At 49.7% G+C, this 13626-nt stretch carries 8 protein-coding genes; 5 read left to right on the top strand and 3 right to left on the bottom strand.

Annotation, left to right across the window (positions count from 1 at the left end):
* Window positions 1-54: 54 nt before the first annotated feature.
* From METBU_RS0108095 to METBU_RS0108105, 3 genes are all read left to right on the top strand, one after another.
* Window positions 55-1149: an efflux RND transporter periplasmic adaptor subunit gene (locus METBU_RS0108095; protein WP_017840135.1), complete on the top strand. Its 1095-nt coding sequence runs from the start codon at window positions 55-57 to the stop codon at window positions 1147-1149.
* Window positions 1146-4214, top strand: a complete 3069-nt coding sequence (locus METBU_RS0108100) for an efflux RND transporter permease subunit (RefSeq protein ID WP_017840136.1) — start codon at window positions 1146-1148, stop codon at window positions 4212-4214. The genes METBU_RS0108095 and METBU_RS0108100 overlap by 4 nt, the downstream gene beginning before the upstream one ends.
* A gap of 664 nt (window positions 4215-4878) precedes the next feature.
* Window positions 4879-6783 (top strand): transketolase C-terminal domain-containing protein, encoded by a 1905-nt coding sequence (locus METBU_RS0108105; RefSeq protein ID WP_017840137.1) that lies wholly within the window; start codon window positions 4879-4881, stop codon window positions 6781-6783.
* Window positions 6784-6910: 127 nt separating this feature from the next.
* Here METBU_RS0108105 and ntrC read toward each other — a convergent pair whose 3' ends face one another.
* The 3 genes from ntrC to glnA all read right to left on the bottom strand — a co-directional run bounded on the left by ntrC (window position 6911) and on the right by glnA (window position 11426).
* Window positions 6911-8320, bottom strand: a complete 1410-nt coding sequence (gene ntrC, locus METBU_RS0108110) for a nitrogen regulation protein NR(I) (RefSeq protein ID WP_017840138.1) — start codon at window positions 8318-8320, stop codon at window positions 6911-6913.
* Window positions 8313-9362 (bottom strand): nitrogen regulation protein NR(II), encoded by a 1050-nt coding sequence (glnL, locus tag METBU_RS0108115; RefSeq protein WP_017840139.1) that lies wholly within the window; start codon window positions 9360-9362, stop codon window positions 8313-8315. The genes ntrC and glnL overlap by 8 nt, the downstream gene beginning before the upstream one ends.
* A 654-nt stretch (window positions 9363-10016) precedes the next feature.
* Complete coding sequence (glnA, locus tag METBU_RS0108125) at window positions 10017-11426, bottom strand: glutamate--ammonia ligase (protein WP_017840141.1); 1410 nt, start codon at window positions 11424-11426, stop codon at window positions 10017-10019.
* A 505-nt stretch (window positions 11427-11931) separates the two neighbouring features.
* On the opposite strand from glnA, the gene glnK reads away from it, so the two are divergent.
* Together glnK and METBU_RS0108135 are read left to right on the top strand one after the other, a co-directional pair.
* Complete coding sequence (gene glnK, locus METBU_RS0108130; protein ID WP_014147354.1) at window positions 11932-12270, top strand: P-II family nitrogen regulator; 339 nt, start codon at window positions 11932-11934, stop codon at window positions 12268-12270.
* A 23-nt stretch (window positions 12271-12293) separates the two neighbouring features.
* Window positions 12294-13550 carry an ammonium transporter gene (locus METBU_RS0108135; protein WP_017840142.1) on the top strand — a complete coding sequence of 419 codons (1257 nt, stop codon included), beginning with the start codon at window positions 12294-12296 and terminating at the stop codon, window positions 13548-13550.
* Window positions 13551-13626: the final 76 nt, after the last annotated feature.

The following is a 13626-nucleotide window of genomic DNA, read 5'->3' on the forward strand; positions in this document are numbered from 1 at the left end:
AGCTTGTCGAACCATGGACGGCTTAACTTATCGACTCGGTATTTTAAACCTCACATGCTCAAACGTTTTCTTATTCTAATACTATTCTCCGTGCTGATTTTTGGCGGCATTTTCGGACTGAAGTTTTACCAACTTCATCAAGAAGCCGGCCGATTTCAACCACCGCCTCCTGCCGTCGTTGCGGGTACCGAAGTCACCCAGGAAATCTGGCCTTCCACATTGTCCGCGGTGGGAAGCTTAACCGCCATTGCCGGCGTCGACGTCAGCAACGAAGTGGCCGGCAAAGTCGAAGCGATTCATTTCGACTCCGGTCAATCGGTTAAAAAGGGACAATTGCTGTTGGAACTGGATGCGTCGACCGATCGCGCGGAATTACAAGGACTCCAGGCCGAAATGCGGCTCGCCAAGGTCCGCTTCGAGCGGAGCGAAAAACTAATAGGTAAAAACTTCATTTCCCAATCCGATTACGATCAGAACCATGCCCTACTCGACGAAACCGCCGCGGCCGTTCATGCTAAACGTACACTGATCGACAGAAAACGAATTCGCGCGCCTTTCACCGGCGAACTCGGCATTCGTCTAGTCAACCTCGGCCAATACTTAACGGAAGGTTCGGCAATCGTGTCGCTGCAACAGCTGGACCCGATTTATTTGGACTTTACCGTTCCTGAACGCTATTTGAATCGACTCGTTAAAGGCCGCCAAGTCATTGCGACCGTGCAAGCTTACCCGGACCGAGAATTCAACGGCGAAATCAGCGCCGTGAGTCCGCTGATCGACCAAGGCACGCGATCCGTAAAAGTTCGCGCCAAGCTAAGCAACAGCGAAAAACTGCTGCATCCGGGCATGTTCGCACAAACCGGCATTTTATCGGACCAAGAACTCAAGGTACTGACACTACCCGATACCGCGATCACCTATAATCCTTACGGCAATTCGGTATTCGTGATCGAAGCAAACGAACACGGCCTGATCGTTCAAAGCCGGCAAGTCGAAACCGGGCAAACACGCGCCGGCCGCGTGGAAATCATTAGCGGTTTGAAACTTGGAGAACGTGTCGTCAGCGCAGGCCAAGTCAAACTACGTAACGGCATGCCGGTTAAGTTGGATGATAAACCCGCCCCTGGCGAACGGGAGATTTCACAGTGAAATTTACCGACCTTTTCATCGAACGGCCGGTCCTCGCCAGTGTTGTCAGCTTATTGATTTTAGTACTCGGCTTGAGAGCCATCACGGCGCTGGAACTCAGGCAATACCCCGAAACCGAAAATACCGTCGTCACGGTAAGGACGTCCTATCCCGGAGCCAGCAGCGATTTGGTGCAAGGCTTCATTACCACGCCCCTACAGCAGGCCATCGCCGAGGCCGACGGCATCGATTATCTGTCCTCGAACAGCCGCCAAGGCGTTTCGACGATTGAAGCGCACATGCGTCTTAACTACGACCCCAATGCCGCGGTCGCCGAAATTCAAGCGAAAGTAGCAAGTCAACGCAATATCTTACCTGCCGAATCGGAAGACCCGGTCATTACATCGCAAGTCGGCGATACGACTGCGTTGATGTATGTTGCGCTTTATAGCGATACGATGAAGCCTTCGCAAATCAGCGATTACATGCTTCGCGTCGTTAAACCGAAAATTCAATCGATACCGGGCGTCGGCAAAGCCACTGTGCTCGGTAATAAAACCTTTGCGATGCGCATCTGGCTCGACCCCAAGCGCATGTCGTCGCTCGGCGTAACTGCCGAGGATGTCGCGAATGTGTTGCGCTCAAATAATTACCTGTCGGGCGCCGGCCAAACCAAAGGAAATTTCGTTACGGTCGATTTGAGCGCGACAACCGATGTCGTCAGCGAACAGGAATTTCGTAATCTAGTCGTCGGCAATCGCGGCGGTACGCTAATCAGGTTATCCGATGTTGCCGATACCGAATTGGGCAGCGAAGATTACGACATGGTCAACTGGTATAAAGGCAAGACCGCGATTTTCATGGGTATCGAACAGGCACCCGGCGCCAACCCGCTGACGGTTGCCTATGCCGTCCGCGATATGTTGGACGAAATTGAAAAAGACTTGCCCGAAGCCATGCATATCCTGCTGCCTTATGATGCGAGCCGTTTTATCCAGGATTCGATCAACGAAGTCTTTCGTACGCTGGCCGAAGCATTGATCATCGTCTTATTGATCATTTATTTATCGTTGGGCTCGATTCGCGCCGCACTGGTTCCATCGATCACAGTCCCCCTTTCGTTGATCGGCGGCACTTTTTTGATGCTACTCATGGGGTTTTCGGTAAACCTGCTCACAATGCTGGCAATGGTGCTAGGCATCGGTCTAGTCGTCGACGACGCGATCATTGTCGTCGAAAACGTGCATCGCCATATAGAATTGGGAAAATCCAAATTCGAAGCGGCGATCGAAGGCACGCGTGAGTTAGTATTACCGGTGATCGCGACTACGGTGGCGCTGGTTGCGGTCTATTTGCCGGTCGGTTTCATGGGCGGACTGGTAGGCACCTTGTTTACCGAATTCGCCTTTACCCTAGCCGGCGCGGTCGTCATTTCGAGCATTATCGCACTCACCCTCGCACCGATGCTGAGCTCCAAAATCCTGAAAGACCAAGGCAAGGCCGGTCGTTTCGAACATGCGGTCGAAGCAATCTTTAACGATTGGTCCGAACGTTACCGAAAATTGCTGCACCCGCTTCTGGAAACGCCATCTCTGGTACTGGCATTTGCGCTGATGGTCTTGATCAGCATTTATTTCATGTTCAGCCTGTCGCAAAAAGAATTGGCCCCAACCGAGGACCAAAGCATACTGTTTGTCATGGCGAGCGGTCCGCAAACTGCAACTTTGAATTATAATGAAGCCTATGCCGAAGAGTTGATCAAACAATTCGAATCGATACCGGAATACAACGAAAGCTTTATGCTGCTTGGCTTCGGCGGCAGCAACAATACCGTGTTCGGGGGCTTTAAAATGCCTTCGACGGCATTACGCAACCGTTCGCAAATGGCGATACAACCGGAATTGCAGGCCAAGGTCAACACCATTGCCGGCTTCCAAACCGCGGTCATTCCACGGCCAAGCTTACCCGGCTCGGGAGGCGGCCTACCGCTACAATTCGTAATCGTCACCGATGCCGATTACGCATCGCTTGACCAAGTAGCGGACCTTCTGGTCGATCGTGCGACACAAAGCGGACGCTTCAATTTTTTGATGAAGGAAGTTAATTTCGACCGACCGAAAGCGACCCTTGTCATCGACCGGGATAGAGCGGCGGATTTGGGATTGACGATGCAAGACATCGGCAGCAACCTGGCATCTTTACTCGGCGGACAATATGTCAACCACTTTAGCCTGCAGGGGCGAAGTTATAAAGTGATACCGCAAGTCGACGATTTATCGCGCCTCGATACCAGTAAGTTCGATCATTATTATTTGCGAACCGCATCGGGCGGACAAGTACCGCTGTCATCGCTGGTGCATCTCGAACAATCGGTCGAGCCCAGCAAACGAACTCAATTTCAACAGCTCAACAGCCTGACCGTATCGGGCATGATGGCACCAGGCATCACACTGGGCAATGCAATGGATTATTTGGAACAGGAAGCCGATGAGTTATTTCCGCGCGGTTATAGTTACGACTATACAGGCAGCTCCCGGCAATACGCACAACAAGGCAGCGCTCTGGTCGCGACGTTTTTCATGTCGTTGTTGATCATTTATTTAATGCTGGCCGCACAATTCGAAAGCTGGCGCGATCCGTTGATTATTCTGATTTCGGTACCGCTCTCGATCGCCAGCGCCCTAGCTTTCATCATGCTCGGCTTCGCCTCGATCAATATTTATACGCAAGTCGGCTTGATCACGTTGATCGGTTTAATTGCAAAGAACGGTATTTTGATCGTCGAGTTCGCCAATCAATTGCAGATCCGCGAAGGCTTGACCAAACGCGAAGCGGTAGAGCAAGCGGCAAAAATCCGGCTCCGGCCGATTCTAATGACGACCGTATCGATGATCGTCGCGATGGTCCCTTTACTGATCGCTTCGGGCCCGGGCGCTGCCAGCCGTTTCGATATCGGCTTGGTAATCACTAGCGGTCTCGGCGTTGGAACGCTATTTACGCTGTTCGTTGTCCCTTCGTTTTATCTATTACTGGCAAGAGACCGCTACACCGAGCGTGAAGATCAATCTTGGATTCGAAACGATTGAGCCGACATTTTTTGCGAAAATGTTTTGTTGATCTTGCCTACGGGTTATACTTCCGAAAGTGATTTTTCGACAGTTAAAAATCAGGCTCAGAATAGCCCGGATTGAAGACTGCCGAAGACACGGACGGAGGTATGTCAAAACTCAAAGCTAGATTAATGAAACTGAATACGGTAAGACACTAACATTCATTGAGACAGGCCAAAACATATAAAAACTAAATTCTTATCTAGAAGCCGTCAAAAGAAAATGGATGCCGTTATGGAAACGTTTAGAATATGGCCGAAAATAACTTCCCGACTTCCATCGTTCCCACGCTCTGCGTCACTGCCATTAAGTTAAGGGAAACCCGTCATTCCGCCATGGATTCACTCCGGGCTATCCTGCCCGGAGCCCTTCGAGTAAATGCAAATTCGTTCCATACGGATTTGTGGCGGAATCCAGTGCCATGGATGGCAGGCTTTTGAGGCACATTTGAGCATGAATGCCGGAATTACTTACTCTGTGACGGCTAACTTATACCAGTGACGCACTGCGTGGGAACCATTTGGGAAAATATTTTTTTACCTTATCTTTTAGATAGTACCTCGACCATCCGATTAATTGTCTTTGTAAAGAGAGAGCTTTCAAAGCACGTTTATTAACCAAACCGAAAAGAAGAATAACTATGTCTAAATTTCCAATCGATCTCGGCGCTTATCAGCGCATTTCACTCGATCCAAGCAGCAATGAACTGACCGCCGAACAAAAATCGGCGCTGCAGGCCAACATTCAATTATGCCGCGATGCGATCGTATTTTTCACGGCAACCGGCGCCGCCAGAGGCGTTGGCGGACACACCGGCGGCCCGTTCGATACGGTTCCGGAAGTCATGATTCTGGACGCACTGTTTCGCGGCAACGACGACAAATTCGTTCCTGTCTTTTTTGATGAAGCGGGACACCGTGTTGCCACCCAATACTTGATGTCCACGCTAAACGGCGATTTACCGGCCGAAAAGCTGATGCATTACCGCGAAGCGCATTCTCATCTTCCGGGCCATCCTGAATTAGGCTTTACGCCCGGCGTCAAATTCAGTTCCGGTCGCTTAGGTCACATGTGGCCTTACGTCAACGGCGTGGCGATGGCAAACCCTAGCAAGACATTATTCTGCCTGGGCTCCGACGGCTCGCAACAAGAAGGTAACGATGCCGAGGCCGCGCGCCTTGCCGTTGCTCAACAACTAAACGTGAAACTTATCATCGACGATAACGATGTCACGATCGCCGGTCACCCTTCCCATTACTTGGGCGGATGCAGCACCGCAAAAACACTGGAAGGCCATGGCGTTAAAGTGTTGGAAGGCGACGGCGAAGACCTCGACGACTTGTACCGCCGCATCGTCACCGCGATCAACACGCAAGGTCCTGTCGCGGTCATCAACCACCGCCCGATGTGCCCTGGCATCAAAGGCCTGGAAGGCTCGACCCACGGTCACGATGTCATCTCGGTTAAACTGGCGCTCGAATACTTGGAAGCCAACGGTCAGCAAGCGGCGGTCGAACATCTGAAGTCCATCCAAGCACCGAAACAAGACTACACCTTCCTCGGCTCCAGCGATAAATGGGATGCCAACCGCAACGTCTTCGGCGATGCGTCTGTCGCGATTTTGGGCCGATTGTCCGAAGCGGAACGTTTGGAAAAAGTCCGCGTGATCGACAGCGACCTCGAGGGCTCTTGCGGCTTAAAGAAAATTCATGATGCATACCCTGAAATCTTTATTTCTTCCGGCATCATGGAACGCGGTAACTTTTCTGCGGCGGCCGGTTTCGGGATGGAAGCCGGTAAACAAGGTATTTTCGGCACATTCAGCGCTTTCCTGGAAATGTGTATTTCCGAAATCACGATGGCGCGTTTGAACAATTCCAACGTGTTGTGTCATTTCTCGCATTCCGGTATCGACGACATGGCCGACAACACTTGCCATTTCGGTTTAAACAACATGTTTGCCGACAACGGTTTGAGCGACGGTTACGACACCAATCTGTACTTCCCGGCCGACCCGAATCAAATGAAAGCCTGCTTGGAAACTATTTTCTTCAACCGGGGTCTGCGTTTCGTTTTCTCTACCCGCTCCAAGGTGCCCATGATCCTGGATAGCGACGGGAACGATTTCTTCGGCGGCAATTATAAATTCGTTTCCGGCAAAGACGAAGTCATCCGCGAAGGGACGCAAGGCTATGTCGTCAGCTTCGGCGAATCGTTATACCGCGCGCTGGATGCGGTTGAACGTTTGAAACAAGAAGGCATCGATGTCGGCTTGATCAACAAACCGACATTGAACGTCATCGACGAAGATATGCTGACTAAAGTCGGAAAATCCCCGATGGTGTTGGTCGTCGAATCGTTCAACCGCAAAACCGGTCTGGGCAGTCGCTATGGCTCATGGTTGCTGGAACGCGGATACGCGCCTAAATTCGCTCATATTGCCACGCACAAAGAAGGTTGCGGCGGCTTGTGGGAGCAATTCCCGCACCAAGGCATTGATCCGGCCGGAATCATGGCTAAAGTCAAGGATTTGCTCAAAGGCTAAAACCTTATAGGCAATCACACTGAATAGAGGGCTTTCTTCGTTGAAAGCCCTCTTCTCGAGCCATAAGGAATTCGTGATGGCCATGTGTATACCCAACGCAGATCAAAATTCGGTGCCGGGCTAACGATCATTCCTCGATATCCAGTTCCTTAATCTTACGAGTTAGCGTATTCCTACCGTAACCCAAAAGCTTAGCCGCTTCGTGACGTTTTCCGCCGGTATAGTCTAACGCGGACTTAATCAAAATGGCTTCGACTACCGGTATCGTATGCTTGGCAATCTCCTGATCGCCCTTATGCAATTGGTACTCGATATTTTTCTTCAACACCCCTTGCCAATTCTCATCCGCCCCGCCCGACTCCTCCCGACTATGCAGCAATTCCGGCGGCAATTCGTTCTTATGAATTTCACGACCCGAAGCCATTACGGTCAACCAACGACACAGATTCTCGAGCTGACGTACATTGCCCGGCCATTCCAGAGCCTTCAAGAATTGTTCGGCATCAGGCTTAAGCACCTTTAATTCGGTATTCAATTCGGCCGCGGCTTTACTTAAAAAATACTGCATTAGCAACGGAATATCTTCCCGGCGATCGCGAAGCGGCGGAATATGAATACGAATAACATTTAAGCGGTGAAATAAATCCTCGCGGAACCGGCCTTGAGCGACTAAGGCTTCAAGATTTTGGTGTGTCGCGGCAATGATCCGAACATCGACTTTGACCGATGAATGCGCACCGACAGGATAAAATTCTCCGTCCGCCAGCACTCTCAGCAAGCGTGTTTGCAGTTCGGCGGGCATATCGCCGATTTCGTCGAGGAACAGCGTTCCGTGATTGGCTTGCTCGAATCGCCCCGACCGTCGCGCTTGAGCACCGGTAAACGCACCTTTTTCATGCCCAAATAATTCGGATTCCATCAAATCCTTAGGGATCGCGGCCATGTTCAGCGCAATAAACGGATTACTCGCTCTTGGACTATGGCGATGTAAAGCCTTTGCCACCAATTCCTTACCGGTTCCGGACTCGCCATTGATCATCACAGTAATGTGGGAGCGGGCCAATCGGCCTATCGCCCTAAATACCTCTTGCATCGCCGGTGCGGCACCGATAATTTCGGGTGTTGCTTCCGCGACATGGTTATTATGTATCGACTCCTGCCTTTGCTTGGAATGCTCACAGGCGCGACGAACGACCTCAACGACTTCTTTTATATCGAACGGCTTGGGCAAATATTCGAAGGCTCCGCCGTGAAATGCCGATACCGCGCTTTCCAAATCGGAATGCGCGGTCATCACAATGACCGGTAAATCCGGATGACTGCTTTGCACGCTCTTCAACAACTGCAAGCCATCGATGCCGGGCATGCGAATATCGGTGATCAACGCGTCCGGTTCCTCGGACTTCAACGCTTCGAGCAACACGTTACCGTTAGCGAACGAACGGGTTTCGATCTCGGCTTTTTGCAGGGCTTTCTCTAATACCCAGCGGATGGATTTATCGTCGTCGACGATCCAAACCATGCCCGAATTACTCATGGTGATTCTCCAGGGGTAAATAAATAGAAAAAACGGTACGACCAGGCTGACTATCGCATTCGATCATGCCGTCATGTTGATTGATCAAAGACTGTGCGATGGACAAACCAAGCCCCGTACCGCTGGCCCGTCCGGTAATCATCGGATAAAAAACCTTGCTCATCATCTCTTTATCGATTCCGGGACCGGTATCGATAATATCGATTTTCGCGGTCAATTTATTTCTCTTGCGACCGATCGTCATTTGCCGGCAAACTCTGGTTTTTAAAGTCAGTATTCCGCTGCCTTCCATCGCCTGAACGGCATTTCTGACAATATTCAATACCGCCTGAATCAATTGATTCTTGTCGGCAAACACTTCCGGAATACTAGGATCGTAATCCTGAATAACGCTCAGTTTTCCGTTCGCTTCGATAAGCACCAATTGCCTAACCCGTTCGACAACTTCATGAATATTTAATAGCGCTTTATTCGGTAGCTTATTAGGGCCGAGCATTTTATCCATTAAACCTTGAAGTCGGTCGGACTCGGCAATAATGATTTGAGTGTATTCCTTCAGTTCAGGATCATCCAATTCAAGATCCAGTAACTGTGCCGCGCCTCTTAGCCCTCCAAGGGGATTTTTGATTTCATGAGCCAGGCCTCTAACCAACATTCGAACGGTTGATTGCTGAGATAATAATTGCTCTTCCTTAGAAATGCGTAAATGCCTATCCAGTTGTTGCAACTCGACAATGATCTCAGTAACCTGATCATCATTGATAACGGGCGTCGCACTAAAATTGACAGTAATGCTCTGATTCATGATGTCCAGGGTTAATTCACGATCGACTAAGGGCTCATCCATTTGCAGGCATTGTTCCAGATCCAACCGCTGCTCCGAATCGACCGTCTTGAATAACTCCATGGCACTACTGCCCAACAAATGTCGAGCGCTATCGGCAAACAGCACCTCGCCGGCGGTATTGATATAAGTCAGTTTAAGCTGCCGATCGAATAGCAAAACCGCTTCATTTAAATGTTCGAGAATCTTTTTATACACGGTTTTTTAAAGTCATGAGCTTATCGATTAATCAAGGAAGACACATATAGGCAAGGAAAACGATCGCTTTACTAATATTAAGCAAATACTAGACCATAATAATTAGACATCTAATCGACAACCTCCGGCGATCATGGTTGGCAATAGGCATTCAGGTCCTTGAGACCCGAATCTCGGCAATTCCTGCCGTAATAACGATTTCCCTCGCTTCCACGCTCGTCGTTATACATAAATTGTAGGGTACGCTACGCATACCCTCATGCCGTTAAGCACCGAATCCACCGGACCAAACCATAAGAGCTTGCCTTAGCATTGGCGGGGTTACCATGGTAATCATAGCGTACCCCAAGGGGCTAATCGCCAACCTACGGCAACCATGGTTGGCGATGGGCACTCAGGCTCTAATGCGCCTCAAAAGCTTGCCATCCATGGCCCTGAATTCCGCCAATCCATGGCGGAATGACGGGTTTCTCATAACTTAGTGGCGCCCCCCCCACCTTTCATCTTTCATCTTTCATCTTTCATCTTGCCCCTTTCACCATCATTTCCGATGCAAAGCGAGTTTAGCAGAAACTATTGAACAACATTTATGGTGCGCCCAAATAAAAAACGCCCCATTATGGGGCGCTTCTTTGTTGTTATTTCGATTCGTAATTACAAACTGTAATACATATCGAATTCAACCGGGTGCGTACTCATACGCAGACGAGTCACTTCTTCCATTTTCAACGCAATATAACCGTCGATAGCATCATCGGTAAACACGCCGCCTTGCTTCAAGAATTCGCGGTCGCTATCCAACGCCTGCAAAGCTTGATCGAAAGCATGGCAGACTTGCGGAATCGCTTTTTCTTCTTCCGGCGGTAAATCGTACAAATCTTTATCCATCGCATCGCCAGGATGAATTTTGTTTTGAATACCGTCCAGACCTGCCATTAGCATTGCCGAGAACGCTAAATAAGGGTTAGCGGTCGAGTCGGGGAAGCGCACCTCGATACGGCGTCCTTTCGGATTGGTAATAAAAGGGATACGAATCGATGCCGAACGGTTTCGCGCAGAGTACGCCAACATTACCGGCGCTTCAAAACCCGGCACCAAACGTTTATAGCTGTTCGTCGAGGCATTGGTAAATGCGTTCAATGCTTTGGCGTGCTTGATAATACCGCCGATGTAATACAACGCGGTTTCCGATAAGCCGCCGTATAAGTCGCCGGAAAATAGATTGACGCCATTTTTAGCTAAGGACTGATGAACATGCATACCGCTACCGTTGTCGCCTACAAGAGGTTTCGGCATAAATGTCGCCGTTTTACCGTAAGCATGCGCAATATTGGTCACGACATATTTCAAATCCAACACTTCGTCGGCTTTTTTGACCAAAGTACCGAATTTAACACCGATCTCGCATTGGCCTGCTGTTGCGACCTCGTGATGATGCACCTCGGTAACCATGCCCATTTCTTCGAGAATCAAACACATCGCAGAACGCATATCCTGCAAAGAATCGACCGGGGGAACAGGGAAATAACCGCCTTTCACGCTTGGACGATGCCCCATGTTTCCGTCTTCATAGGCTTTTTCAGAGTTCCAACCGGCCTCGGAAGAATCGATCTTGTATGAAGCGCCTGAAATATTGGCTGACCAACGCACATCGTCAAACACGAAAAACTCGTTTTCGGGACCGAAGAAAGCCGCATCGGCAATACCCGTGCTAGCCAAATAAGCTTCGGCGCGTTTCGCGATAGACCGTGGATCGCGTTCGTAGCCTTGCATGTCGTTCGGCTCGATGATATCGCAACGCAGAATCAGCGTGTTATCGTCATAAAACGGATCCATCACTGCCGTACTTGGATCCGGCATCAGAATCATATCCGACTCGTTAATACCTTTCCAGCCCGCAACCGAGGAGCCATCGAACATCTTGCCTTCTTCAAAAAGGTCTTCATCCACATCATGAGCAGGAAAAGTCACATGCTGTTCTTTGCCGCGCGTATCGCAGAAGCGAAAATCGACAAATTTAACATCGTGCTCCTGAATCATTTTAAGTACATTTTCTACAGACATGTATGTTGTCTCCTAGGTTGATTGTCATTTGTAAATTGCTAAGAATATTTCGCGATAACGATATCATTTTTTTAATGCGCAATATAGACGTCCGGAAAAGTTTTAGAGCCCTGCCCCAATAACCGGCTACTAACCCGTTAGGAATATGCACAAAATAACTTCTACAAGTAGCTGGTTCTGCGGCGGTTGCCAGACCCCAAAACGATTGCTGCAAATAAATGAAAACGACTTTCGAAATCGCCACATACTACTTATAAGCACTTCATATGCCATATAAGCAACTAATTGATCTCAATTACAAAAATAACGTCATTCACTGACCGCTCGGCTTGATTTGCATCTTTATGGTGCGCAGTTTAAAGCATGTTGCACCATATTGATACAAAACATTATCTCCTGTTAAGGCAACTGCCCAAATCTTGGGTTAATAACATCCTTGGCTTGTATGGCACGCTCTGTGCTTTAAACAAATTCGAGTTCGTAACTTAACAAGAGGCATAGAGATATGAAATTAATAACAGCAATTGTTAAGCCCTTTAAGCTGGACGATGTACGCGAAGCGTTATCCGAAATAGGGGTTTCAGGAGTCACCGTAACGGAAGTCAAAGGTTTTGGCCGCCAAAAAGGCCATACGGAACTGTATCGCGGCGCGGAATATGTCGTGGACTTTCTACCGAAGGCCAAGGTCGAGGTAGCCATCGGCGACGACCAGCTCGAAGCGGCTGTAGAAGCCATTTCCAAAGCAGCCAATACCGGCAAGATTGGCGACGGCAAAATTTTTGTCAGCAATCTCGAGCAAGTCGTCCGCATCCGAACCGGTGAAACCGGCGAAGAAGCTCTATAATATCGTTAACGAGGAGATCGAAAGTGGATAAATTAGTTGAATTAAGTTACGCGCTCGATACATTTTATTTTTTGATGAGCGGCGCACTGGTCATGTGGATGGCGGCCGGGTTTGCGATGCTCGAAGCCGGTTTGGTCAGGGCCAAAAACACCACCGAAATTCTAACCAAAAACGTCGCCTTGTTTGCAATCGCTTGCATCATGTACATGCTGGTCGGTTACAACATCATGTATCCGGACGAAGCCGTCAACAGCGTATGGCCCGGCATCAGCTTCTTGCTCGGCGATGACAATACGGTCGAGGAAGTCATGGGTAGCGAGGGAGAAACTTACTACTCCAACATGGCCGACTTTTTCTTTCAAGTCGTGTTTGTAGCTACGGCAATGTCGATCGTCTCCGGGGCCGTTGCCGAACGAATGAAACTCTGGTCGTTTCTGGTATTTTCGGTCGTAATGACCGGCTTTATTTACCCAATTCAAGGCTATTGGAAATGGGGCGAAGGATTTCTCGATGAACTGGGCTTTCTCGATTTCGCAGGTTCCGGCGTGGTTCACATGTGCGGTGCTAGCGCAGCATTGGCGGGAGTCCTATTACTCGGTGCACGCCAAGGCAAATACGGCGCGGACGGCTCCATCAATCCGATTCCCGGCTGTAATATGCCGCTGGCAACTCTAGGTACTTTCATACTCTGGTTGGGTTGGTTCGGTTTCAACGGCGGTTCGGAATTGAAAATTTCCGATATCGGCGAAGCCAATTCGGTCGCGATGATATTCGTCAACACCAACACGGCGGCTGCAGGAGGCCTTGTTGCTGCCTTATTAACCGCGCACTTCATGTTCGGCAAGGCCGATCTTTCTATGACGTTGAACGGCGCTTTGGCAGGATTAGTCGCAATCACCGCAGAACCTTTAACGCCATCGCCATTATTGGCCACTGTCATCGGCGCAGTCGGCGGCGTCATCGTAGTATTCTCGATCTTAACTTGGGACAAGCTCAAAATCGACGACCCAGTCGGCGCGATTTCGGTCCATGGCGTCGTCGGCATGTGGGGATTGATCGCAGTCTGTTTCTCCAATGAGGAAGCCAGCTTTACAGCACAATTGATCGGCATCGTAACGATCTTCGGTTTCGTTTTCTTGAGCAGCCTGTTAACTTGGTACTTAATCAAGCTGGCGATGGGCATCCGCGTCAGCGAAGAGGAGGAATACAAAGGCGTCGATTTCTCCGAGTGCGGTATGGAAGCTTACCCCGAGTTTACGACTGAAGGCAGCAAACGCTAACGGTTGACCTACTAACAACGGGCGCGTCGTGCGCCCGTTTTTTTCGGAAAAAGTAACGCACCGCATCGGATTAAGC

This window comes from Methylotuvimicrobium buryatense 5G (genome assembly GCF_000341735.1).
Classification (GTDB): domain Bacteria; phylum Pseudomonadota; class Gammaproteobacteria; order Methylococcales; family Methylomonadaceae; genus Methylotuvimicrobium; species Methylotuvimicrobium buryatense.